Below are 23847 nucleotides of genomic sequence, written 5' to 3'. Positions count from 1 at the left end.
TAAGGTGGACAGCTTCGTGCACCTTGCATTTGACAGACAAAGAAGGATATGTAGGGCAGCTGTGGGAATGAACCGCAGCTGCTTTTTAATGTTCAGAACGAACATATAGAGAGAAGATGTGAGCAAAGGGGTCAGACCCCTCTGTCAAATTCTTTTCTGATAAACTTTTTCAAGCAGGTTGATCAGTGCGTAAAGCCCCATTGCCATGATACAGAGCAGGACGATTGACATAAGCAGCCAATCCATTTTGAATACCTGTGAAGAGTATATAATCAGATATCCAAGTCCATTGCGCGCCGCCAGGAATTCCCCGATGATGACACCGACCAGGCAGAGTCCGATATTGACCTTCATGTTGCTGATAATAGCCGGTATGGAGCTGGGCAGAACGACTTTTGTCAAGGCGTGCCATTTATTTCCCCTCAGTGTATAGATTAATTTTATCTTTTCCTCGTCCACCGTCGTGAAGCTGGTGTAAAGATTCAGGATGCTGCCAAAGATTGCGACGGACATGCCGGCTACAATGATTGTAGTCTTAGTGGCGCCCAGCCAGACGATTAGAAGCGGCGCCAGCGCGGACTTCGGAAGGCTGTTCAGGACAACCAGATAGGGGTCCAGTATTTCCGACAGCTTTTTACTGCACCAAAGGGCAACCGCCAGCATAACGCTGATCAGGGTGACAAGCAGGAAACTGACGATCGTTTCATACAAAGTGGTCCAGATATGGAGAAAGATCGTCTTATCCAGAACCATTCCCCAGAAGCAGAGGGCTATTTTAGACGGGCTGCTGAAGATGAAGGAGTCAATGATTCCCACATTTGCAGTGAATTCCCACAGGAACAGAAAACTCAAAAGGATTGCAATCCGGGAGACCCGTACAATCCTTTTGTGGCGTTTCCGGCTGTCCAGATAACTTTGCTGTCCAACAGAAATCTCATTCATTTTTATTCAACTCCTCCCATATAATATTGAAATAATTTTTGAACTCGGGAGCGTTCCTTCGCAGAAGGGGAGTATCCTTTTCAAGGGTAAATGTGATCGGGACTATCTTGGCAATCGTGGCAGGCCGTTCCGTCAGGATTATGACGCGGTCTGCAAGGCTTACGGCTTCCGAGAGGTCGTGAGTTACCAGCAATGCGGTCTTGTGTGCATTTCTTATAATCTGTCCGATATCATCGCCTACGGAAAGACGGGTCTGGTAATCCAGGGCAGAAAATGGTTCATCCAATAAAAGAATATCCGGCTCCAGGACAAGGGTGCGGATCAGAGCAGCGCGCTGACGCATCCCTCCCGACAATTCAGAGGGTTTGGAATTGATGAACTGTTTGAGGCCGTACAATTCGAGAAGCTCTTTTGCCTTCGCTTTCGATTTTGCAGAAAGCATATGCTGGATTTCCAGACCAAGCAGCACATTGCTGTAGACGGTCCGCCACTCGAAAAGATGGTCATGCTGGAGCATGTATCCGATATTCATGGTACTTTCTCTTAAATATTTTCCGTTAGTTTTCAGCAGCCCCTTTTCCGGCTCCAGCAGGCCGGATATAATCGAGAGCAGCGTAGATTTGCCGCATCCGGACGGACCGACAATAGCGACAAACTCTCCGGAGGCGATGGAAAAGGAAATATCTGTCAGTGCTTTGGTTTCTCCTTCTAATGTGTGATAAGCATAATTTATGTTTTTTAATTCAAGTATTGGTTCCATGCAGACACTCCATTCGACAAGTATATAGTTAGTTTATGAGAAAACTTAAGATGGGTGAAAGAACTCGCAGATAGAATCAGAAGCTGCCCTCTAATTTCCGTTCTTATGGGTATATCTATGGTAGCTGACAGAAAACAGGAAAAGCTATTCCGTAATTCTATAAACTTTATTTGCTATGTAGAAAGAAATGCGGCAGGAAATGTTTTTCATTGGAAAATAAAAAGAAACAATAAAATAAGAAAAAAGAATATACGGGTGTAAAAAATACAAAATCATGAGTCAGAACCCGAACATTCTTTTCTGCCCTTTGCAAGTGGATGTTAACAAGTAGGGGATTCTTGGAAATACAAATAAATTATCTATTTAAACCGATTTAAAAATTGAATATTGGTAATAATATCAGAAAATTATAAGCTAAAATTGTTAAAAATTGACGAAACTTGATGCGAATCCTGAAAATAATTGACAAATATATTTAAGTATAGTATATTCAAATTAAATTTAAAGCGCTTTAAAAACGAAAGGAGGTGATAAAAATATGGATGGATTTTTGGGAATTGATGTCGGAACAACGAATAGTAAAGCCATTCTTTTAGGGGAAAATGGAGACATCCTCTCAATATGGAAACAGGAGACCCCTCAGGTTTTAAAGGATGGCCGTTCTTATTTTGATATTGAGAAAATAGATGCCTGTGTTGAACATTGGATTGAAGAAGCCGGTAAAATCTCGGAATTAAAGAGTGTTGGATTTTCGAGTGTGGGAGAATCGGTGATCCCTATGAAATCAGGAAAAGTCTTAAGTATGCCGTTGGTCTGGCATGAACAGACAGATGACATTCCAAAATGGAAAGATGAGATCCTTTGTAAGAAATCGGGGTTTGCTAATACAGGGGTACATAAATCATCGACATTTGCCGTGTATAAGATGATATGGATGATGGAGAACGTGCTGTCCGGGATACCGGATATGTGGCTTCCGATCAGCAGTTATTTGACTTATAGCAGAACGGGTACTGCAAGATGGGATACATCCCAGGCAGGGCGCAGCTATCTTTATGATATCCATAAAAAGACATGGGATTTAGAGACTGCAGAGAGGCTGCATATTAAGCTTCCAAAACCTGTGGGAAGCTTAGGCGGGTACTGTGGGAGTAAAGACGGGATCGTATATGGACTGGGCGGTCATGACCATTATGTCGGACTGTACGCAGTGAGAAAGCTATATGGAAGTTCAGATTTGTTTTACGATTCAATGGGCTCTTCTTCTGTACTGGCAATGGTAAAAGCAGACGGCGAAAAAAAACTGCGGGGCACAGCTACATTCAATCCAAAGGGCGGCTGTCTGGTCACAGGATTTGAACCGGAGGAATATGTGGTGAACAGATCCCTGGACTATTATGGGAGAGTGTTGAAATGTCTGGCAGGGTTAGCCGGAAAAAGTGCTGACCAGGCATTCTATGATGATGCCAATCAAAGGCTTTTTAACCTGCCGGATGTGGACAGGCTCTGCAGGATAGCATGTCCGAAAGATTATGGCAGATATGCAGAGCATGCGCGCTACATCAACTTACTGGATGTAAAGGAAAATACTTCCCTTTCGGAACTGCTCTTAAGCGGTTATGTCTATATGGCAATCGGGACGGAGAGAATGTATGCGGATTTAAGCCGGTACTGTAACGGTTCCCAAAAGGAGATGCCATACTTCACAGGCGGCGGCATTACGGATAACCAGTTATTTATGCAGTTCAAAGCTGCAGCACTGGACAGAGAAATTACAATTTTAAAAACATCAGAAATCAGTGGGCTGGGTGCAGCGATCTCCGGATTATGCGCCAGCGGAAGGGAAAACTTGTTAAGGAACATGAAAAAAACGCTTCTTGCGGAATCGAAGGTTGCGCCCCAATTGCAGTACGCAGAGTACTTAGCGGAGATGAGAAAAAGATATGAAGCAGGATAGCGGACGATTAATTTTGATATCTGGTCTGCCAGGGAGCGGAAAGACAACATGCGGCAGATGGCTGTCTGACAAATATAAGATTCCATACGTTGATTACGATGGAGTGATCCAGCCGTTTATGACAGAGGTTTATGACAGATTTTATCAGGGAAGGGCATACGATGAATTTTGTTCTATCTGGCGCGAATGCTGTTATGAAACCTTTTGGAATGTGATAGCGGAAAATTTAAGGGCGGGCATAAGCATAGCGGCGTCCGCACCGTTATCGAAGGAAATGAGGCAGCCGAGCTTTTTTGACGGAATGAAAAGTAAGTATGACATAGAGTTCAAGGTATTGTCCCTTGTTCTGCAGGTGCCGGAAAAAGTGCTCTACGCAAGGATTGTCAACCGCCAGGCAAAGCGCGATGAGCAGAAGGTCAGGCAGTGGGACGATTACTGCAAACAGCAGGAGCACACAATTTTGTGGCAGCCGGAGTATCAGATTATATGCCATACCGGAGAGGAATACAGAACGGACAAAATTGTCCGGACATTTCTGTATGATGAGGAAGTTTAAGTGAAAAAGGAGGAAAAGTATGAAAAAATTAGTTTCCATTTTATTAACCATCATGATGATTGGAGCACTGGCAGCCGGATGTGGAAAATCTTCGGAGGATACAAAGTCTTCTGATGGAGAAAAAGTAAAATTGACCTTTTGGGCAGGCTTAACAGGGGATGACCAGCAGGCAATGGCTGATATGGTAAAGCAGTTTAACAGTGAACAAGATAAGATCGAAGTAGACTTTTATTCAGTTACCTGGGGAGAGATTTTTACAAAATTATCTGCCGCCAGCAATACCGAAAGCGGACCGGATGTCATGCTGATGCATCCCACAGATCTGTCTACATATGCGGGCAAGGAGATGATCGTACCCCTGGATGATTTGATTGGAACGATGGATGTGAATCAAGAGGATTATTCGGATGTCATATGGAAGGGAAACCAGGTGGATGGGAAGCAGTATGGGATTCCGCTGGACTTCCATTGCATGTCAATGTTTATTAATCTGGATTCTTTTGAGGCGGCTGGCCTTACTGCAGAAGATGCGAAAGTAACATCCGTGGATGAATTCAACGCACTCTGTGAGAAATTAAAAACGGATGACCAGTATGCGGTCGGACTTGGCAGTAATTACGCGCATACCTACAGATATTGGTACGGACTTCTGGGACAGGCTGGGGGTAGTTTCCTGAATGGAGATATGACAAAAGCAGAATTTAACAGTGATGCTGGTGCCAAAGCGCTGGATTTTCTGGCAGACTGGGTGGCAAAAGGTTATGCTCCCGAAGCTGAAGCAGATATCGATGCGGACTGGCTGGGCGGAACTACGGCAATGGTGATTGAAGGACCGTGGTTTACACCTTCCGCTATGGCATCTGATCTTAATTTTACCACCGTACCATTCCCACAGGTTTTGGGAGAAAATTCTGTATGGGGAAGTTCTCATACGATTACGGTTCCCAGATATGATAAAAGAAGTGAGGAAGAGACCGAGGCAACACAGGCGTTTATCGGTTGGATCGTAGAAAATTCATTTAACTGGGCTGCACAGAGCGGACAGATTCCTGCAAACCAGAAGGTACGTGAATCGGAGGAATATAAGGCGCTCGAGATGTACCAATATGCACAGGCATTTATTGATCAGGCAGAATATGTGAAATATGAGCCGTTATGTCCGGGAACCAGTGAATTTGGTGCGGATAACGAGCTGTCACCGGTTGCAAATGCAGTATACAGTGTGATCAGCAAGGAAAAGGATTCCGTTTCGGCTCTGGATGAAGCTGCAGAGAGTGTTGATAAAATACTGGGGAATTAAAGGCGGGAGAACATCGTACGGTAACGGGCAGGTCTCAATGAATAGGGCGCCTGCTGTCTGAGAAATGCCGTATTAGGCGGCAGTGCTGCAAACCTCACCATACACTGCCGCCGGATAATAACGGAGGGATGAGCGTGGTAAATAAAAAGAAAAAAATGAAAAAAGCCGGGATACTGCTCCTATTTCTCGCACCATATTTTGTGCTGCTGTTTATATTTAAAATTCTCCCCATATTTGCCAATTTTTACTACAGTTTTAGAGAAATAGAGGTGCAGACGGCAGGAACTTTCATAGGTCTAAAAAATTATAAGATGCTTTTTCAGGACCCTTTGTTTTATAAGGTTCTGAAAAATACATTTACATACTTATTATATGTAGGCCCAGTGAATATCATATTTGGTTTTCTCCTGGCACTGCTTTTAAACCAGAAGCTGAAAGGAACAACCTTCTCAAGGGCCGTCATATTTGTCCCCTATATCTTAATGACAACCCTGGTCGGTATTACATTCAGATACATATTGGACGGAAACAATGGAATTCTAAACCACTATCTGTCGTTTTTGGGTATTGAGCCGGTCTTCTGGCTGACAAAGACCTCCACAGCGATGCTCGGTATCGCAGTGGCTTCTATATGGTGGACAATCGGCTATAATACGGTGATTTATCTTGCGGCTCTGCAGGATGTTCCGCGGGATCTGATCGAAGCGGCTTCCATAGACGGAGCCAACCGGTTTCAAAGATTGGTGCGTATTATAATCCCATATGTAAAAAACACAACATTTTTCGTAGTGCTGACAACAGTAATATATTCCATGCAGGTATTCGGACAGGTCTATGTTATGACATCGGGAGGCCCTAACTATAGCACCCTTACCTTTGTGCAGTATCTGTATATCAAAGCATTCAGGGAGTTTAAACTGGGCTATGCAGCAACAATAGGAGTGGTTTTATTTATCATCATTCTGCTGATGTCAGTTGTGATTTACGGGGTATTTCTTGACCGCGATGAATGGAGAATCAAGCGGAGCCAGAGAAGGAGGGGGAAACATGAAAAGTAAAAAGAAAAACAGCCTGATTACAAAAGGCATATTGTATATCATACTGATTCTGGTTGTTTTATTATTTATTTTTCCTCTGATTTGGATTGTATCAACATCATTCAAATCGACGGCAGAGATCTTCAATGGTCTATACAATTGGCTTCCGATTCAGCCGACTCTTGAAAATTACGCAGAGGCCGTGCAGGCCTATCCATTGGGCGTGTGGATGAAAAACAGTGTGATTGTCGTTGCATTGGTTATTGTATTATCCTGCGTTTTCTATATACTGCCGGCATATGCATTGGCAAGAATAGAGTTTAAGTATTCGGGTGTTCTTGTCATGCTGATGGTTGCGACGATTATGATTCCCAAAGAATTATCTTCCATTATGTCTTATAAAATCGTAGCTAAATTGGGGCTTCTGGATACCTACTCGGCAGTAGTGATTCCACAGATATGCGATGCCATCGGTGTGTTTTTACTTTATCAGTTTTTCCGCGGCATCCCCAAAGAATACAGCGAGGTATGCCAGTTAGACGGAGGAGGCCATTTTACCATACTGACGAAGATATGTCTTCCGTTGTCTGGGCCGGCCATATCGGTTATGGTCATTTTGACTTTTGTATCATCGTGGAATAACTTTTTCTGGCCGCTGCTGGTGACATTTACGGATAAATCCATGACACTTCCGGTCGGCCTGGCAACGATTATGACAAGTTACAGCGAGTCATCGGCCTCGAGGCAGTATGGTCTTCTGATGGCAATCTCCATTCTAACCTCCATCCCTGCGCTTGCCATTTTTATCGGAATGCAGAAGAAGTTCGTAGAGGCGATCACATCTACAGGAATTAAGGGATAAGAATACAAAATAACAGCATAGGAGACGAGAAAGATGAAAGATACAAAGGCGGTTATATCAGATTATATTCAAAATATGCAGGGGATATTAAGGCTGCGTCCGGCCTGGGTGGCACATGATTTTCTGAAGCCGGGAAAAAGGCTGGGGCTGAAGGAGGAAGACTATGATGCAGGTGAACGCGGCAGCATAATGGAAAGATGGTTCTGCTCGGAAACGCATGCGGATAACAGAATTGATATACCGGATGAGGGCTATTCTTATCTGGAGATCCCGGGTGAAAATATTACGGTGCGTGATGCACTGCAATTATGCAGGACAGAGATTCTGGGGGCGGAATATGCAGAAAAGCACGGCTGCCTGGGACGGCTGATCAAAATATATGATTTTGGCACCAGGCTGTTTTTCCATATCCATCCTAGGGCAGAGGACATGAAAAAGATAGGGAAAAATTCCAAGGATGAAGCATATCATTTTCTGGATGCGCCGCTTGGAAACCATCCGGAGAGTTTTTTCGGAGTACATCAGTATATTGTGGAGCAAAACCTCCAGAAAGAGATATTCCTTCCGATCCTGAAAGAATGGAAAGCTGGAGAGGAAGAGGTCTTGAAACATTCCCGGGCCTTTTTAAATGTACCGGGAGAAGGATTTTTCCTGGATTCGGGAATACTTCATGCGCCGGGGAGCGCATTGACAATGGAGATCCAGGAGTCTTCCGATGTCTGTACCGTATTTCAGCCCGTTGTGGAGGGCTGCAGCATTCCCAAAAGCATGCTGTATAAGGACGTGGCACAGGAAGAGGTTGAGAATAGAGGGGAGGAAGCGGCCTTAGATCTGATTGACTGGGAGGCAAGCAGCGATCCTGATTTTTATGAGAAGAGGCATATTTATCCGAAACCTGTAGAGGAGACCAGACAGGGGGATATCTCGGAAGACTGGATCTATTATGGGACTCCTAAATTCAGCGGGAAAAGGCTGATTCTAAAGCCGGGTGAAGAATTTTTCAGCCGTGAGGGAGGCGTACACAATATCTTTGTCTGGAAGGGGCAGGGGACAGTCGGCGGCCAGGAGGTGGCGGCAGGGCAATTTGACCTGTATTCCTGTATGGATGAGCTCTTAATTACTTGCCAAAGGGCAAAGGAAGGTTATATAATTAAAAACACAGGCAAACATGACCTTGTCTTATATAAATATTTTGGACCTGATATCAATATAGAAAATTTGCCGAAAATGGGGCACAAGTAGGAAAAGGAAGAGATAATGGGGAACATAACACTAAAGGATATTGCAAAAAAAGCAGGTGTATCGGAGGCAACTGTTTCACTGGTATTGAATAATAAGAGTGTCGTGAACAGCCGTACACGGGAGCGGGTACTGAAGTGCATAGAGGAGATGAACTATAAGCCGAATCCCCTGGCGAGAGGGTTAGCTCTCAGAAAATCTATGACAATAGGGTTAGTCTGCCCGGATTCCGAGAACCCCTATTACGGGAAACTCATGAAGCTGCTGGGGCATTACTGCAATCAATATGGGTACTCACTTGTGCTTGGTGTGTCCAATAATAATCCGGATATGGAAACTCGTATTATGGAGAATTTTGTGGATAAACAGTACGATGGAATTATCGTGCTTCCGCTAAATATCAGGAAAAATGAAAGCAGAGTTTTTACGGATGTGAAGGAGAATAAGATTCCGATCGTGTTCTGTACTTCCTATTATACAGGCTTTAAAAAAGATTGTGTTTTGACAGACTATGCGGAGGGCAGCTACCAGCTGACACGTTACTTATTAGAAAATGGGCATCGCGAGCTATGGTATTTTGTCACCAGTGATAAAAAGCTGCCGGTCGCCCAGGAACGTATCAGCGGTTACAGGAGGGCATTTGCGGAGATGGGGCTGGACGTGGAACAGGACTGGATTGTGGGCTGTGATGATATCAGTGTGGAATACGGTTATGCAAAAACGAAGCAGCTTCTCCAGAGTGGCCGGACACCGGATGGGATACTGGCACTGAATGATTATATGGCATATGGAATCAAAAAGGCGATCCAGGAATGCGGATATCGTATACCGGAAGATATTTCTCTGGCGGGATATGATGATGTCTTCTATCATCTGATTGCCGACAAACCACTGACGACAGTACATCAGGATTTGGACAGCATGGCAGCCAATACCGTAAATCTGCTGATGCAGAAGATGAATAAAGACTTCCAGCCAAAACAGCCGGTCCAGCATCTGATACGTCCGTCCTTAGTGGTGCGCAAAACAACAAAGGGGGATTAAATGAAAGGCGGAAGGTACTTTATTTTAAGCCTGAATCCCGGCTATGACCAGTGGCATATTGTGCGAAGCAGGCCTGCTGTACAGAATGTGTTCCGGGCAGACGAGGTGCTGCATATCATATCGGGAAAAGGGCTGAATGTTGCCAGGGCATTAAAGAATCTGGCATGTAAAGAATATGTTTGCATGAATATTTTAGGCGGAAAGACAGGGGAAATAATCCGGGATCTGGGCAGGAAGGAGCATCTGAACTGCCTGGAGTACCGTATTGCCGGCGAATCCCGGATTAATACCTGTGTCATGCTGGAGTATGACAAAAAGACACTCTCTTATAATGATCCGGGTCCCGTACTATCCAGGGAAGAGGTCTCGGGCCTTAAGATATTATTAAAGGGCATAATGGACTCAGAGGAAAAGCAGTCTTTTGTCATAAGCGGTGCGCCATGCAGGGGAATATCGGAACAAGATTTTCGGGAGATCCTGGAATATGGGGTTTATAAAGGGCATCGTTTCGCTGTGGATGTTTCAGGAAACTGGCTGAAAGCAGCAGGGGACTACCCATTAAGTCTGATGAAAGTGAATAGAGAGGAATTCCAAGAAGCGTTTCAGTTGGATGCTTTTCTTTTTACCAAAAAATTAAAGCGCTTTAAATTCGAGAGGGGAATCGAAGAACTGATTGTCACGGATGGTGAAAATGGAAGTATAGCCTGTGGTAAAAACGGGGAATGCCTATTTGGAAAAGCCGAAAAAGTACAGGGCGGAAACTATTCCGTAGGTTCGGGGGACTCTTTTTTAGCAGGTTATCTGGCAAAATATGCACAGGATGCGTCATTAGAAGAATGCCTGAAATACGCCGGTGCATGTGGTCTTGCAAATACATATAAAATTGGTCCGGCAATGATAACGAAAGAAGAAGTAAATAGACTGGAAAAATACATAACGATAGGGAAGAAAGGAGAAAGTGTGGTATAATGTCATTAGTCACGTTAAAAGAAATCTTAAAAGAAACAAGGGAAAAGAAATATGCAGTTCCGGCATTTAATTTTAATGGTTATGAGGATGCTCAGGGGATGATGAACAGTGCGCTTCGGATGCGCTCCCCCATAATTCTCATGGCCTCTATGGGAGCTGCCAGATATATCGGACTGAAACAGACAGTCGGGATGATTAAGGGGATGGCGGAATCCGTAGACATTCCGGTGTGTCTCCATTTGGATCATGCAACAGATGCGGTGTTTCTCAAAGAAGCGGTAGTCGCCGGTTTTACCTCGGTTATGATAGACGCATCCAAAAAAGACTTTAAAGAGAATATAGAAATCACGAGAGAAGTCGCAGTATATGCGAAGAAATTCGGATGTTCGGTTGAAGCGGAGCTTGGAAGAATTGGCGGCCGGGAAGAAGAGATCGTTGTTGATGATGCTTCGAGTGCGCTGACTGACCCGGAGAGAGTACCCGAATTTGTAGAAAAAACAGGAGTAGATGCACTTGCAGTGGCAATCGGCACTGCACATGGATTTTATAAGAGTACGCCGAAACTGGATTTTGAACGCCTTAGGAAAATCGCTGAGTTAACATCCTGCCCGCTGGTTCTTCATGGGGGGACAGGGGTGTCGGAAACAGATTTTCAGACATGCGTCAGCCTGGGCATGAGTAAGATCAATGTGGGGACCGAATTTAAGGCGGCGTATACAAATGCAATCAGAGATGCTGTTGCTGTGAATGAAACAGCAGAGGTTGATCCAAGAAACTATATGAAATATGTAAAAACAAAGTGTGAAGAAATTGCGGAAGGCAAAATGAGGCTATTCCATTCCGCTGGTATGGCCTGATTCATAAGGCCGCCGTATTAGTGCTCACAGAGAAAGGAGGCTATGTATGATTCAGAGAGTGTTCAGCCCGGAAAACGGTTTTATGCCGGTTCTTTATAAAATCAGCAACCTGTTTTTACTGAATATACTGTGGATTCTTTTCAGCCTCCCCATAATTACGGTTGGTGCATCTACGGCAGCTCTCTATACGGTTACCCTGAAAATGTGCAGGAATAAAGAGTCCTATATATGCCGTTCCTTTGTACAGGCCTTTCGGAAAAATTTCAGGCAGGGGACATTGATTTGGCTGGCTTATGCAGGAGTTGGGGGAATACTTTACTTCAACCTGTATGCGGCGGCCACAGGGAAGCTTTTTGCACAGGCTTTTTTCCTGACGGTATTTACAGTTATGTCTATTCTATATGTAATGATAGGTATCTATCTGGCGCCGGTATTGGCTAAATTTGATACAACAATTATACAAATATTGAAAATATCCATATTTTTATGCTTCAGGCATATTATCCGTACAATCCTGATGATGATTGTAATACTCATACCGTATCTGGCAGTGGCCATCGATCTGTATCTTTTACCGGTACTAATTATCATTGCTGTCTCAGGAACAGCATATATTTCGGCCTGTATCTTGAATAGAATATTTTCAAAATATATACAGGAGGTTGAAACATAAAGCATGGATTAGAAAATTTGCAGATGCGATAAAAGCGGGAAGCCGTGGGAAAAGAATACCCACGGCTTCCCGCTTTTTTGAGAATATTCTGAAAACGGAGGTCAAGGGGGTCAGACCCCCTTGACCTCCTCCTTATGGTTTTTATACTTTTTTAATACCCGCCGTATGTTCTTTCACACCTATTTAATACAAAGCATGCTATTTTTTAGTAGTAAAGAGAAGATATGGGTGCGGCGGTAAAGCAGTACGCATCCGAAGCAGGGAGGCTTTTATAATGAAGAAAGAATCTAACGAATATGGGAGTGGAAATTTATTTGATATGGAGGATGATCTGAAGAATCTCTGCAGAGTCATCAGGAATTATGTGTCCGAACATAAGTGGGAAGAGTGTGACCGTCTGATTCCGAAGTATATGGAGTTATATCCGGACAGTGCGGTGCCGCATAATTTACGAGGAATTGTCATGGAAAAACAGGGCAGGCATGCGGAAGCCATGAAACACTTCCGGGCGGCACAGGCCTTGGATGCATCCTATGTTCCTGCAAACTTTAATATGGAACGGTTCGCCTCTTTTGAAAAGGAGGGCAGGGTAGAACCGGCATTTGACATGAATGACTGTATCAGGATGACAAGCGAAGTTAAGGGGAAAAAAAACTATTTTTTTCTGAGGAACCTGGAGTATGATGCAGAACTGGAAAATCCCTGGTCCTGACCCCTTATTTATGAGAAAGGAATAGATTTGCGGATTGCTGTTTTAATGTCATTTTAATACCAGAATGTATTTTTATTATCCCAATTTTATATAGACTGGCGTAAATTAGAGACCTGTAAGGAGGAAAAATAAATGGGAAATACAATTTTGCAGTATGTGCTTTATGTTGTCATCCTAGTAGCGCTTGCAATACCGCTTGGGGGCTACATAGGAAAAATTATGAATGGTGAAAAAGTATGGCTTAGCAAGATACTGTCACCGGTAGAGGGGCTGGTCTATAAAGCCCTCAGAGTGAATAAAGAGGAACAGATGGGCTGGAAAAAATATGCGGCCAGCGTAGGGCTTTTCAGTATTTTCAGCTTTATTGCGTTATTCCTGATTCTTATGCTGCAGGGACATCTGCCATGGAATCCGGAAGGAATTAGCGGGATGAGTCCGGATCTGGCGTTTAACACAGCGGTCAGTTTTGTGACCAACACAAACTGGCAGGCTTACAGCGGCGAGACAGGACTCTCTTACTTCTCACAGATGGTGGGTTTGACCGTACAGAACTTCGTGTCTGCGGCAGTCGGAATCTGTGTACTGTTTGCCTTAATCCGTGGATTTATAAAAGTAAAGTCGGAGGGGCTTGGAAGCTTTTGGGCCGATCTTACGAGAGTGGTCCTGTATGTTCTTGTTCCATTGTCAATCGTAGTAACTGTTCTGCTTGTGTCTCAGGGTGTTGTGCAAAATATGAACAGCTATGAGACAACGCAGCTGGTGGAGCCGGTCACAACGGAAGAGGGGGAGGAGATAACAGAGGCAACAATCCCTATGGGGCCGGCGGCAAGTCAGATCGCTATTAAGCAGCTGGGCACAAACGGAGGCGGTTTCTTCGGCGTGAACTCAGCGTATCCACTGGAGAATTCGACGCCATTTTCCAATATGGTTGAGATGCTGTCTCTTCTATTAATACCTGTGGCGCTGTGCTTCACGTTCGGAAGAAATGTTAAGGATAAAAAGCAGGGCATTGCAATTTTCTCTGCAATGATGATTATGCTGGTTCTTGCATTGTCAGGTGTTGCAATTTCAGAACAGAATGCGACTCCCCAGCTTGCAGCGGATGGTGCAGTCAATATAGAGCATACGGACGGACAATCCGGCGGTAATATGGAAGGCAAAGAATCCAGATTCGGGATAGCAACATCTTCCACATGGGCGGTCTTTACAACCGCGGCGTCTAACGGCTCCGTCAATTCCATGCACGATTCCTACACTCCGCTGGGAGGGGCCATACCGATGCTCCTGATGATGCTTGGTGAAGTCGTATTTGGAGGGACAGGATGCGGGTTATATGGAATGCTCGGATTTGCGATCATGACGGTCTTCATCGCCGGCCTGATGGTCGGGCGGACGCCGGAATATCTGGGTAAGAAGATCGAACCGTATGAAATGAAGATGGCATGCGTTGTCTGCCTTGCAACACCGGTTGCGATCCTGATTGGTAGCGGTATCGCAGCGGTGCTCCCATCTACGCTTGACAGTCTGAATAACCCGGGAGCACACGGACTATCTGAGATTTTGTACGCATACTCATCAGCTGGTGGAAATAACGGCTCCGCTTTTGCCGGATTTGGCGCGGATACGCTCTTTATCAATATATCGCTCGGGCTGGTTATGGCCGTTGTCAGATTTGTCCCGATGATGGCGGTTCTGGCGATTGCCGGAAGTCTTGTCAGGAAGAAGAAAGTGGCTGTTACGGCAGGAACACTGTCCACCAGCAATGCAATGTTTATCGGACTGCTGATTTTTGTAGTCCTGCTGGTTGGGGCATTGAGTTTCTTCCCGGCGCTGTCGCTCGGACCGATTGCAGAATATTTTCAGATGTTAGGATAAGTTGGGAGGCATAACGAAAATGGCAGAAAAGATGAAAGACACAATGGTGAATAAAAAGATGCTGATGCGGGCGGTAAAAGACGCATTCATCAAACTGTCACCTAAAACAGAAGTAAAGAATCCGGTTATGTTCCTGGTTTATGTATCAGCGATACTGACAACAATCCTTTTTGTTCTTGCATTGTTCGGCATCCAGGATGCAGGAGCTGGATTTATCTTAGGAATCGCAGTTATATTATGGTTTACCGTACTCTTTGCAAATTTTGCGGAGGCGATTGCGGAAGGCAGAGGAAAAGCGCAGGCAGATTCCCTGAGGGCGTCTAAAAAAGATGTGATGGCGAATAAAATTCCTGCTGCTGACCAGAAGGATCAAATCGAACATGTCAAATCAGCATATTTGAAGAAAGGGGATCTGGTGATCGTTCATACCGGGGAACAGATTCCCGCAGACGGAGAAGTTGTAGAAGGCGCCGCATCTGTCGATGAAAGCTCGATTACAGGAGAATCTGCTCCTGTAATCCGTGAGGCAGGAGGCGACAGAAGCGCAGTCACCGGCGGAACAACGGTTATATCGGACTGGATCGTTGTAAGAGTGACCAGTGAAGCAGGAGAAAGCTTCCTGGATAAGATGATCGCCATGGTGGAAGGGGCATCCAGAAAGAAGACCCCGAATGAGATCGCACTGGAAATCTTTCTGATAGCGCTGACGGTAATCTTTATATTAGTAACAGTGTCCCTGTATGCATACTCCCAATTTTCAGCGGGCCAGGCAGGAATCGAGAATCCGACTTCCGTGACATCACTGCTTGCACTGCTTGTATGCCTGGCACCGACTACGATCGGCGCGCTGCTCTCTGCAATCGGCATTGCCGGAATGAGCAGACTGAATCAGGCTAATGTACTGGCCATGAGCGGAAGGGCAATCGAGGCGGCAGGAGACGTTGATACACTACTTTTGGATAAAACAGGAACTATCACGCTTGGAAACAGGCAGGCAAGCGAGTTCATCCCCGTAGACGGACACACGGAACAGGAAGTAGCTGACGCGGCACAGCTTTCCTCTCTTCCGGATGAGACGCCGGAGGGCAGAAGCATAGTCATACTGGCAAAGGAAAAATTCAACTTCCGTGAGAGAAGTCTGGAAGAGCTTCATATGGAATTCATTCCATTTACCGCTAAGACACGGATGAGCGGAGTGAATACTGCAGAGAGTGAAATCAGGAAAGGCGCAGCAGAGGCTGTGCGTGAATATGTGGAATCATATGGGCAGAGCTTTAGCGCCCAATGCGAAGAAGTCGTACGCAGGATTGCTGAAAAAGGCGGCACGCCGCTGGTCGTAGCCAAAGATCATCAGGTTTTGGGCGTGATTTATCTAAAAGATATTATTAAATCAGGCGTGAAAGAAAAATTCGCCGATCTGCGCAAGATGGGGATTAAGACGGTTATGATTACCGGAGATAACCCGATGACAGCAGCGGCAATCGCGGCAGAGGCGGGCGTGGATGACTTCCTTGCGGAGGCAACACCGGAGGGAAAGCTGGATATGATCCGTACGCTGCAGGCAAAAGGCCATCTCGTGGCAATGACCGGGGACGGAACAAACGACGCACCAGCGCTGGCGCAGGCCGATGTGGCGGTGGCGATGAATACGGGAACACAGGCCGCAAAGGAAGCGGGAAATATGGTGGATCTGGACTCTTCGCCGACGAAACTGATCGAGATTGTCAAGATCGGAAAGCAGCTGCTGATGACGAGGGGTAGCCTGACTACATTCAGTATCGCCAATGACCTGGCAAAATATTTTGCAATCATCCCAGCACTGTTTATGGGCCTGTATCCCGGATTGGGTGCTTTGAATATTATGAATCTGCATAGTGCAGAGAGCGCAATATTTTCAGCAATCATCTACAATGCCCTGATTATCATTGCACTGATACCCCTGGCATTAAAGGGAGTAAAGTACAGGGAAGTTTCCGCAGGCAAACTATTGTCAAGAAATCTGCTGGTTTATGGATTGGGCGGAATCATTGCACCGTTTATCTGCATCAAATTAATAGATATGCTGATTGTAGCTTTAGGATTCTAAACATCAGCCAATGTGCAGGAAGTAAATAAGAAAGAGGTGTCGATAGATGAAGACTTTAAAGTCAGTAGTTGGGAAAGCGTTTCTGGCGCTTGTCATATTCAGCGTTTTATGCGGGGTAATCTATCCCTGGCTGATGACTGGCATATCACAGTTGTTTTTCAAAGATAAGGCAAATGGAAGTATAATTGAAGTAGATGGCGTGCAGTACGGAAGCGAGCTGCTGGGACAGCAGTTCACAGGTGATGAGTATATGTGGGGAAGGATTATGAATATCAATACCGAGACCTTCACAAATAAAGATGGGATGGCGACGGTATATGCAGGGCCTTCTAATAAGACTCCCGCCGGTGAGGAATTCGAAGCACAGATTCAGGAACGAGTAGAGAAAATCAAGGCAGGAAATCCAGATGCAGAGGATGAGCAGATACCTGTAGACCTGGTAACCTGTTCCGGCAGCGGCCTGGATCCGCACATCAGTGTGGACGCAGCAGAATATCAGGTTCCACGGCTTGCAAAGGAGCGGGATATGACGGAGGAAGAGGTACAGGATATCATAGAAAGGTATACGACCGGCAGATTCCTTGGTATTTTTGGAGAAAAGGTTGTAAATGTACTCCAGGTCAATCTGGCACTGGATGGAATACTAAAGTGATTTGGATGCGCAGTGGGAGCAGGATTTAGTAGAATGGGGGGAGGGCGCCGAAAAAACGGGCAGCCTGTCTCATGCCGAGAGCATATATGCCATTTTATTAATCCGCTCCGTTAACGTAAGAGACCCTAAAGGAAAAAACATAGAAAATGGTGGTCCAGCGGCATGCAACCCGAAATATGATAATTTCGGGTTGCATGCCGCTTCAGAATTTGCAGTGAGACTGCAAATTCTGCCCACCATTTTCTATGTTTTTTCCTTAAGGGTCCCTAACGTTAACTCTAGGATTAATAAAATGGCATATATGCTACCGGCATGAGACAGGCTGCCCGGTTTTTCGGCTGGTGCATCCAGTCGGTAAAAGAGGGGCGTCCAATGGGAGTGGCTTCGAAGCCGCAGCGGCGTATGAATTCGCTTGATTGAGCGTAAAAGGCCCCGGTAATTGACTGAGGGTATTTCAATAATTATCTCCATCGAGAGTACGAACAATAAGTATATAACTTTTGGCACGTGGAATATATACTCATAAGTTGCGGGATGTCAGGGAGGTGTGATATAATACCTTCATATTATTATGAATCGATAGAAAGGTCTCAATTAAATATGAACTATCGCTATGTAAATTATCAGAAAGAACTGGACCGCCTGATTTCTTCTCTGCAGAAAGAAGGGCGGGTGCCAAGGCTTCTGCTGCACAGTTGCTGCGCTCCTTGCAGCAGTTATGTGCTGGAATATTTATCGGAATATTTTGAAATTACAGTTTTCTATTATAATCCCAATATTTTCCCGGAAAGTGAATACACAAAACGGCTGCTGGAGCAGCAGACATTAATCTCGGATATGAACTTTAAACATCCGGTTTCTTTTCTAGCCGGGAATTATGACAAAGATAAGTTCTATAGCATGGCCGCGGGCTTGGAACATGTAAAAGAAGGCGGTGAGCGCTGCTTCAAGTGTTACGAACTGCGTCTGAATGAGACCGCGCAGATGGCGGCAAAAGGCGGTTTCGATTACTTTACAACCACGCTGAGTATCAGTCCGATGAAAAATGCGGAAAAGCTGAATACAATAGGAAAAGATATAGCATCCAGATATGGAATAAAATACCTGCAGTCCGACTTTAAAAAGAAAAACGGCTATAAAAGGTCGATAGAACTCTCGAAAACACACGGGCTTTACCGCCAGGATTACTGCGGATGCCAGTTTTCGATGGAGAGCAGAAGAAAAGAATAATGAGAATATTCTGAAAACGGAACGCAAAGGGGTCAGACCCCTTTGAAATTTATTGTAGACACCAGCACGTTACTATGATAAACTAATGAGAAAATCTAAAATAGAGAAAAGAGGATCAGGAAATGGCGCAGTTATGGGGTGGTCGTTTCACAAAGGAAACGGATCAATTAGTGTACAATTTTAATGCATCAATTTCTTTTGATAAAAAGTTCTATGAACAGGATATCCGCGGGAGTATCGCGCATGTGACGATGCTTGCAAAACAGGGAATTCTGACAGCGGAAGAAAGAGAGCAGATTATAGATGGGCTGGAAGGAATTCGGGCCGATGTGGAAAACGGCGTTTTGGAAATCACGGACGAGTATGAGGATATCCACAGTTTTGTGGAGGCCAATCTGATTGAACGTATTGGGGAACCCGGGAAGAAACTACATACAGGAAGGAGCCGCAATGACCAGGTGGCTCTGGATATGAAGCTTTATACCAGAGATGAGATTCTGGAGCTGGATAAGCTGCTCAAGGAGCTTCTTGAAGTTCTTTTGAATCTAATGAAGGAAAATACGGAGACTTATATGCCTGGGTTCACACATCTGCAGAAGGCACAGCCGATCACGCTGGCACACCATCTGGGCGCATATTTCGAGATGTTCAAGAGAGACCGCTCACGTATGAAAGATATCTATAGGCGCATGAACTTCTGTCCGCTTGGTTCCGGGGCGCTGGCAGGGACGACTTATCCCCTGGACAGGGAGTACACGGCCGGGCTTCTGGATTTTGAAGGGCCGACGCTGAACAGTATGGATTCCGTGTCAGACAGGGATTATCTGATCGAACTTCTGTCTGCCATGTCAACTGTGATGATGCATCTGAGCCGTTTTTCTGAGGAGGTGATCATCTGGAATTCCAATGAATACCAGTTCGTAGAGATTGACGATGCCTACAGTACAGGAAGCAGCATTATGCCGCAGAAGAAAAATCCGGATATCGCGGAACTTGTCCGCGGGAAGACAGGACGCGTATATGGCGCACTGATGTCACTTCTCACAACGATGAAGGGAATCCCTCTTGCATATAATAAGGATATGCAGGAAGATAAAGAGCTGGTGTTCGACGCCATTGATACGACCAAGGGGTGCCTGGCGCTGTTTACCGGAATGATCCGTACCATGCGTTTTAATGAAACGCGTATGGAGAACAGTGCCAAACACGGATTTACGAATGCAACGGATGCAGCGGATTATCTGGTAAATCATGGCGTGCCATTTCGGGATGCGCATGGGATCGTAGGACAGCTGGTTCTTTATTGTATAGAAAAAAATATTGCGCTGGACGATATGTCCCTGGAAGAATTCCAGGCAATATCCCCGGTATTTGAAGAAGACATCTATGATGCAATCAGTATGAAAACCTGTGTGGAAATGCGAAACACGATCGGCGCTCCTGGAAAAGCAGCCATGGAAAAAGTTATCGCTTTGCAAGAGGCGTATTTGAGCATATAAGAAAATAATATCCCAAAGGACATCCGGTAATGTATGCCTGGTCGGGCGGGATACGCAGCAGGCTGTGGAATAAATATTGTCTAAACCAAAGGAAAAGAGAAGGAGAGAAAAATGGAACAGAAATTAAGAGTAGGAATTTTAGGCGCAACAGGAATGGTCGGACAGAGATTTATCTCTCTGCTTGAGAACCATCCTTGGTTTGAAGTAGTAACTGTAGCGGCAAGCCCGCGTTCTGCAGGTAAGACATATGAGGAGGCAGTGGGAGACAGATGGAAAATGGATACGCCAATGCCGGAAGCCGTAAAGAAACTTGTTGTGTTGAATGTGAATGAAGTTGAAAAAGTAGCTTCTACTGTGGATTTTGTATTCAGCGCGGTGGATATGACAAAAGAAGAAATCAAAGCAATTGAAGAAGAATATGCAAAGACAGAGACTCCGGTTGTATCAAACAACAGTGCACACCGCTGGACACCGGACGTTCCGATGGTAGTACCGGAAATCAATGCAGACCATTTTGAAGTAATTGCAGATCAGAAAAAGCGTCTGGGAACAACCAGAGGATTCATTGCCGTTAAGCCAAACTGTTCGATTCAGAGCTATGCCCCATGTCTTGCAGCATGGAAAGAATTTGGGCCGAAAGAAGTTGTGGCAACCACATACCAGGCAATTTCCGGAGCAGGAAAGACCTTCAAAGACTGGCCGGAAATGGTAGAAAATATTATCCCCTATATCGGCGGTGAGGAAGAAAAGAGTGAGCAGGAACCTCTCAGAGTGCTTGGAAAAGTAGAAAATGGCGAGATTGTAAAAGCAGAGCTGCCTAAGATCACATGCCAGTGTATCCGTGTTCCGGTTCTGAACGGACATACGGCTGCAGTATTTATAAACTTCGAGAAAAAACCAACCAAAGAGCAGCTGATCGATAAACTGGTAAGCTATCAAGGCTTCCCTCAGGAGGCAAAACTGCCGAGTGCTCCAAAGCAGTTTATCCAGTATCTGAAGGATGATAACCGTCCGCAGGTTAAAATGGACGTAGACTATGAAAATGGTATGGGCGTGTCCATCGGACGGCTGAGAGAAGACACCCTGTTTGATTACAAATTCGTGGGACTGTCACATAATACAGTACGCGGCGCGGCAGGCGGAGCGGTATTGTGCGCAGAGGCACTGACAGCGAAAAAATATATTCAGGCAAAATAAAGTTGGAGGGGCACCTGCCGCCAGAGCGGAGTGCCAACCCCCGAGGGGCGCATCTGGTGATTTCTGGTGCAGGCCGTTTGCAAAGAAAACGTAACATCAAAACAGGAGCCTCACAGAGAACCGACGGCATTCACTGCGTAATCTTTATGACTACGCAGCTCAGGTCGTCTTAGAATTTGCTTTGGTAAGCAAATTCTATCTCTGTGGGGCTCCTGTTTTGACGCAACGTTTTCTAATACGCACTTTGATGCACTAGAAATCACCAGATGCGTCCCCGGGAGGGGGGGGGCACTCCGCTCTGGCGGCAGGCTGGGCGCATCCGGCCGGGATTACGGGGGACGTTGTGGTACGGGGATGGCGGCGGGGGACTAGATGGCACAAGGTTGCAGTATGGGGCCTTACGAGGAAGCTGATATATAAGGAAGTGTATTATGGAAGGGATAGAAGTTAGTGAATGATGTGGGCATATGAGAAGAGGGGATGAGGAAATGGCGCGGAATTATGGGGAAGTGGTCGGGGGCTGGATTGGAAAAAGGATAAGATCTCATCTTTTCTTTGACGCTTTATTATGATAAAATGACAGGTAGAATTTATTAGAAAGAGGAGGTTGTTGTGATGGGAATGACTATGACGCAGAAGATTCTGGCGGCTCATGCGGGGCTTGATTCTGTTGTGGCCGGGCAGCTGATAGAGGCGAAACTGGATGTGGTAATGGCGAATGATATTACCGGACCTATGGCTCTGCCTATTTTCAAGGAAATGGCGGAGAGGGTTTTTGATAAAGATAAGGTTGTATTGGTTCCGGATCATTTTACGCCGAATAAAGATATTAAGTCGGCGGAGAACTCTAAGTCTATCCGTGAGTTTGCTAAGGACCAGGGGCTGAAGTGGTATTTTGAGCAGGGAAAATCAGGGGTGGAACATGCAATTCTACCGGAGGCTGGTGTTGTGACCGCAGGTGAATGTATCATCGGTGCGGACTCCCATACCTGTACATATGGCGCTCTTGGGGCATTTTCAACGGGCGTGGGCACGACGGATATTGCAACGGGGATGGCTACAGGGGAATTGTGGTTTAAGGTGCCAAGTGCAATAAAGTTTGTTCTGACCGGTAAGCCGGGGGCTTTTGTGAGCGGTAAGGATATTATTATTCATATTATCGGAAAGATCGGTGTAGACGGCGCTCTCTATAAATCTATGGAATTTACAGGGGACGGCCTGAAGGAACTTTCTATGGATGACCGTTTTACGATGGCGAATATGGCGATCGAGGCAGGGGCAAAGAACGGGATTTTCCCGGTGGATGAGAAGGTGCAGGCTTATATAAAAGAGCATTCCGTGAAGGAATATAAGATTTATGAAGCAGATGAGGATGCCGATTATGATGAAGTAATTGAGATCAATCTGTCAGAGGTGCGTCCGACCGTGGCATTTCCGCATCTTCCGGGCAATGCGAAGACCATTGACGAGATAGAAGCTATGGAGCCAATCAAGATCGACCAGGTTGTCATTGGTTCCTGTACAAACGGAAGGATGGAGGATATGCGCAAAGCCGCGGCAATTCTGAAAGGCCGTGAGGTTCATCCGGATGTGCGTGTCATGGTAATTCCTGCAACACAGAAGATATATAAACAATGCATGGCAGAGGGACTTCTGGATATTTTTGTAGATGCAGGATGTGCGGTGAATACACCAAGCTGCGGGCCCTGCATGGGCGGACACATGGGGGTAATGGCAGCAGGGGAAAAGTGCGTTTCAACAACGAACCGTAACTTTGTAGGCCGTATGGGACATGTGGAATCCCTGATTTATCTGGCTTCCCCAGAAGTGGCTGCCGCAAGTGCAATCGCAGGATATATTGCAAATCCTGAGAAAGTAGGTGACAAATAATGAAAGCATTGGGACACGTTTTTAAATATGGGGATAACGTAGATACAGACGTAATTATACCGGCAAGATATCTGAACTCCTTTGATGCACAGGAACTGGCAAGCCACGCGATGGCTGACATTGACCCGGAGTTCGTAAACAAGGTACAGCCGGGAGACCTGATTGTGGCAAATAAAAACTTCGGCTGCGGCTCCTCCAGAGAGCATGCGCCGCTCTGCTTAAAAACTGCAGGGGTAAGCTGTGTAATCGCAGAAACATTTGCCAGAATCTTCTACCGCAACGCAATCAACATCGGACTTCCGATCATTGAATGCCCGGAAGCTGCAAAAAATATAGACGCCGGAGACGAAGTCGAGGTAGACTTTGACAGCGGAAAGATCTATAACCGAACAAAAGGCACAGAATTCCAGGGACAGCCATTTCCGGAATTCATGCAGAAACTAATCGCAGCCGGAGGCCTTGTAAACTACACGAACAGTAAGTAGGGGCGGGCGGTGCTTGAGGAGGGGG

Annotated in this window: 21 protein-coding genes; 19 read left to right on the top strand and 2 right to left on the bottom strand. The window is 45.6% G+C overall.

Annotated features, from left to right (window positions below; genetic code table 11):
• Positions 1–144: 144 nt before the first annotated feature.
• Both MWG26_RS13625 and MWG26_RS13620 read right to left on the bottom strand, forming a co-directional pair.
• The gene (locus tag MWG26_RS13625; RefSeq protein ID WP_025657028.1) at positions 145–942 is read right to left on the bottom strand and encodes an ABC transporter permease; all 798 of its coding nucleotides are present in this window, start codon (positions 940–942) and stop codon (positions 145–147) included.
• Entirely contained in the window at positions 935–1702 is a 768-nt protein-coding gene (locus tag MWG26_RS13620; protein ID WP_025657029.1) for an ABC transporter ATP-binding protein, read from the bottom strand. Before MWG26_RS13620 ends, MWG26_RS13625 begins: the two co-directional genes overlap by 8 nt.
• 538 nt (positions 1703–2240) lie before the next feature.
• On the opposite strand from MWG26_RS13620, the gene MWG26_RS13615 reads away from it, so the two are divergent.
• The 19 genes from MWG26_RS13615 to leuD all read left to right on the top strand — a co-directional run bounded on the left by MWG26_RS13615 (position 2241) and on the right by leuD (position 23822).
• On the top strand, positions 2241–3659 hold the full coding sequence (locus MWG26_RS13615; protein WP_025657030.1) for an FGGY family carbohydrate kinase: 1419 nt from the start codon (positions 2241–2243) through the stop codon (positions 3657–3659).
• Positions 3646–4215 (top strand): P-loop nucleotide/nucleoside kinase family protein, encoded by a 570-nt coding sequence (locus tag MWG26_RS13610; protein WP_025657031.1) that lies wholly within the window; start codon positions 3646–3648, stop codon positions 4213–4215. The genes MWG26_RS13615 and MWG26_RS13610 overlap by 14 nt, the downstream gene beginning before the upstream one ends.
• Positions 4216–4234: 19 nt before the next feature.
• Positions 4235–5515, top strand: coding sequence for an ABC transporter substrate-binding protein (locus MWG26_RS13605; RefSeq protein WP_025657032.1), 1281 nt, complete (start codon positions 4235–4237; stop codon positions 5513–5515).
• A 134-nt stretch (positions 5516–5649) separates the two neighbouring features.
• The gene (locus tag MWG26_RS13600; protein WP_025657033.1) at positions 5650–6573 is read left to right on the top strand and encodes a carbohydrate ABC transporter permease; all 924 of its coding nucleotides are present in this window, start codon (positions 5650–5652) and stop codon (positions 6571–6573) included.
• On the top strand, positions 6563–7414 hold the full coding sequence (locus tag MWG26_RS13595; protein WP_025657034.1) for a carbohydrate ABC transporter permease: 852 nt from the start codon (positions 6563–6565) through the stop codon (positions 7412–7414). Before MWG26_RS13600 ends, MWG26_RS13595 begins: the two co-directional genes overlap by 11 nt.
• A gap of 33 nt (positions 7415–7447) precedes the next feature.
• A complete protein-coding gene (locus MWG26_RS13590; protein ID WP_025657035.1) occupies positions 7448–8656 on the top strand; it encodes a cupin domain-containing protein in 1209 nt (402 codons plus the stop codon).
• A gap of 15 nt (positions 8657–8671) precedes the next feature.
• Positions 8672–9697, top strand: coding sequence for a LacI family DNA-binding transcriptional regulator (locus tag MWG26_RS13585; RefSeq protein ID WP_025657036.1), 1026 nt, complete (start codon positions 8672–8674; stop codon positions 9695–9697).
• Complete coding sequence (locus MWG26_RS13580; RefSeq protein ID WP_025657037.1) at positions 9698–10666, top strand: 1-phosphofructokinase family hexose kinase; 969 nt, start codon at positions 9698–9700, stop codon at positions 10664–10666. It abuts the gene before it with no gap.
• Positions 10666–11523 (top strand): class II fructose-bisphosphate aldolase, encoded by an 858-nt coding sequence (locus MWG26_RS13575; RefSeq protein ID WP_025657038.1) that lies wholly within the window; start codon positions 10666–10668, stop codon positions 11521–11523. The genes MWG26_RS13580 and MWG26_RS13575 overlap by 1 nt, the downstream gene beginning before the upstream one ends.
• A gap of 46 nt (positions 11524–11569) precedes the next feature.
• A complete protein-coding gene (locus tag MWG26_RS13570) occupies positions 11570–12196 on the top strand; it encodes a YesL family protein (RefSeq protein ID WP_025657039.1) in 627 nt (208 codons plus the stop codon).
• 274 nt (positions 12197–12470) lie between these two features.
• Positions 12471–12908, top strand: coding sequence for a tetratricopeptide repeat protein (locus tag MWG26_RS13565; RefSeq protein WP_117440787.1), 438 nt, complete (start codon positions 12471–12473; stop codon positions 12906–12908).
• A 132-nt stretch (positions 12909–13040) separates the two neighbouring features.
• Complete coding sequence (gene kdpA / locus MWG26_RS13560) at positions 13041–14783, top strand: potassium-transporting ATPase subunit KdpA (protein WP_025657041.1); 1743 nt, start codon at positions 13041–13043, stop codon at positions 14781–14783.
• A 19-nt stretch (positions 14784–14802) separates the two neighbouring features.
• Positions 14803–16869 carry a potassium-transporting ATPase subunit KdpB gene (kdpB, locus tag MWG26_RS13555; RefSeq protein WP_025657042.1) on the top strand — a complete coding sequence of 689 codons (2067 nt, stop codon included), beginning with the start codon at positions 14803–14805 and terminating at the stop codon, positions 16867–16869.
• Between the two features lie 46 nt (positions 16870–16915).
• On the top strand, positions 16916–17521 hold the full coding sequence (gene kdpC, locus MWG26_RS13550; RefSeq protein WP_025657043.1) for a potassium-transporting ATPase subunit KdpC: 606 nt from the start codon (positions 16916–16918) through the stop codon (positions 17519–17521).
• 600 nt (positions 17522–18121) lie between these two features.
• Positions 18122–18751 carry an epoxyqueuosine reductase QueH gene (locus MWG26_RS13545; RefSeq protein WP_025657045.1) on the top strand — a complete coding sequence of 210 codons (630 nt, stop codon included), beginning with the start codon at positions 18122–18124 and terminating at the stop codon, positions 18749–18751.
• Between the two features lie 122 nt (positions 18752–18873).
• Complete coding sequence (gene argH / locus MWG26_RS13540) at positions 18874–20250, top strand: argininosuccinate lyase (RefSeq protein WP_117440785.1); 1377 nt, start codon at positions 18874–18876, stop codon at positions 20248–20250.
• A gap of 111 nt (positions 20251–20361) precedes the next feature.
• On the top strand, positions 20362–21447 hold the full coding sequence (gene asd / locus MWG26_RS13535; RefSeq protein WP_025657047.1) for an aspartate-semialdehyde dehydrogenase: 1086 nt from the start codon (positions 20362–20364) through the stop codon (positions 21445–21447).
• 615 nt (positions 21448–22062) lie between these two features.
• On the top strand, positions 22063–23337 hold the full coding sequence (leuC, locus tag MWG26_RS13530) for a 3-isopropylmalate dehydratase large subunit (RefSeq protein WP_025657048.1): 1275 nt from the start codon (positions 22063–22065) through the stop codon (positions 23335–23337).
• Positions 23337–23822, top strand: coding sequence for a 3-isopropylmalate dehydratase small subunit (gene leuD / locus MWG26_RS13525; RefSeq protein WP_025657049.1), 486 nt, complete (start codon positions 23337–23339; stop codon positions 23820–23822). The genes leuC and leuD overlap by 1 nt, the downstream gene beginning before the upstream one ends.
• Positions 23823–23847 lie beyond the last annotated feature (25 nt).

Source organism: Faecalicatena contorta (assembly GCF_022835095.1).
In the GTDB taxonomy this organism is placed as follows: domain Bacteria; phylum Bacillota; class Clostridia; order Lachnospirales; family Lachnospiraceae; genus Faecalicatena; species Faecalicatena contorta.
Note: the sequence above shows the minus strand (reverse complement) of the source record. Positions and strands in the feature narration are given on the sequence as shown.

What these genes read in the sequence shown, in the direction of transcription:
- MWG26_RS13625 (WP_025657028.1), bottom strand. Translation starts at nt 942, where the DNA reads ATGAATGAGATTTCTGTTGGACAGCAAAGTTATCTGGACAGCCGGAAA.
- MWG26_RS13620 (WP_025657029.1), bottom strand. Translation starts at nt 1,702, where the DNA reads ATGGAACCAATACTTGAATTAAAAAACATAAATTATGCTTATCACACA.
- MWG26_RS13615 (WP_025657030.1), top strand. Translation starts at nt 2,241, where the DNA reads ATGGATGGATTTTTGGGAATTGATGTCGGAACAACGAATAGTAAAGCC.
- MWG26_RS13610 (WP_025657031.1), top strand. Translation starts at nt 3,646, where the DNA reads ATGAAGCAGGATAGCGGACGATTAATTTTGATATCTGGTCTGCCAGGG.
- MWG26_RS13605 (WP_025657032.1), top strand. Translation starts at nt 4,235, where the DNA reads ATGAAAAAATTAGTTTCCATTTTATTAACCATCATGATGATTGGAGCA.
- MWG26_RS13595 (WP_025657034.1), top strand. Translation starts at nt 6,563, where the DNA reads ATGAAAAGTAAAAAGAAAAACAGCCTGATTACAAAAGGCATATTGTAT.
- MWG26_RS13590 (WP_025657035.1), top strand. Translation starts at nt 7,448, where the DNA reads ATGAAAGATACAAAGGCGGTTATATCAGATTATATTCAAAATATGCAG.
- MWG26_RS13585 (WP_025657036.1), top strand. Translation starts at nt 8,672, where the DNA reads ATGGGGAACATAACACTAAAGGATATTGCAAAAAAAGCAGGTGTATCG.
- MWG26_RS13580 (WP_025657037.1), top strand. Translation starts at nt 9,698, where the DNA reads ATGAAAGGCGGAAGGTACTTTATTTTAAGCCTGAATCCCGGCTATGAC.
- MWG26_RS13575 (WP_025657038.1), top strand. Translation starts at nt 10,666, where the DNA reads ATGTCATTAGTCACGTTAAAAGAAATCTTAAAAGAAACAAGGGAAAAG.
- MWG26_RS13570 (WP_025657039.1), top strand. Translation starts at nt 11,570, where the DNA reads ATGATTCAGAGAGTGTTCAGCCCGGAAAACGGTTTTATGCCGGTTCTT.
- MWG26_RS13565 (WP_117440787.1), top strand. Translation starts at nt 12,471, where the DNA reads ATGAAGAAAGAATCTAACGAATATGGGAGTGGAAATTTATTTGATATG.
- kdpA (WP_025657041.1), top strand. Translation starts at nt 13,041, where the DNA reads ATGGGAAATACAATTTTGCAGTATGTGCTTTATGTTGTCATCCTAGTA.
- kdpB (WP_025657042.1), top strand. Translation starts at nt 14,803, where the DNA reads ATGGCAGAAAAGATGAAAGACACAATGGTGAATAAAAAGATGCTGATG.
- kdpC (WP_025657043.1), top strand. Translation starts at nt 16,916, where the DNA reads ATGAAGACTTTAAAGTCAGTAGTTGGGAAAGCGTTTCTGGCGCTTGTC.
- MWG26_RS13545 (WP_025657045.1), top strand. Translation starts at nt 18,122, where the DNA reads ATGAACTATCGCTATGTAAATTATCAGAAAGAACTGGACCGCCTGATT.
- argH (WP_117440785.1), top strand. Translation starts at nt 18,874, where the DNA reads ATGGCGCAGTTATGGGGTGGTCGTTTCACAAAGGAAACGGATCAATTA.
- asd (WP_025657047.1), top strand. Translation starts at nt 20,362, where the DNA reads ATGGAACAGAAATTAAGAGTAGGAATTTTAGGCGCAACAGGAATGGTC.
- leuC (WP_025657048.1), top strand. Translation starts at nt 22,063, where the DNA reads ATGGGAATGACTATGACGCAGAAGATTCTGGCGGCTCATGCGGGGCTT.
- leuD (WP_025657049.1), top strand. Translation starts at nt 23,337, where the DNA reads ATGAAAGCATTGGGACACGTTTTTAAATATGGGGATAACGTAGATACA.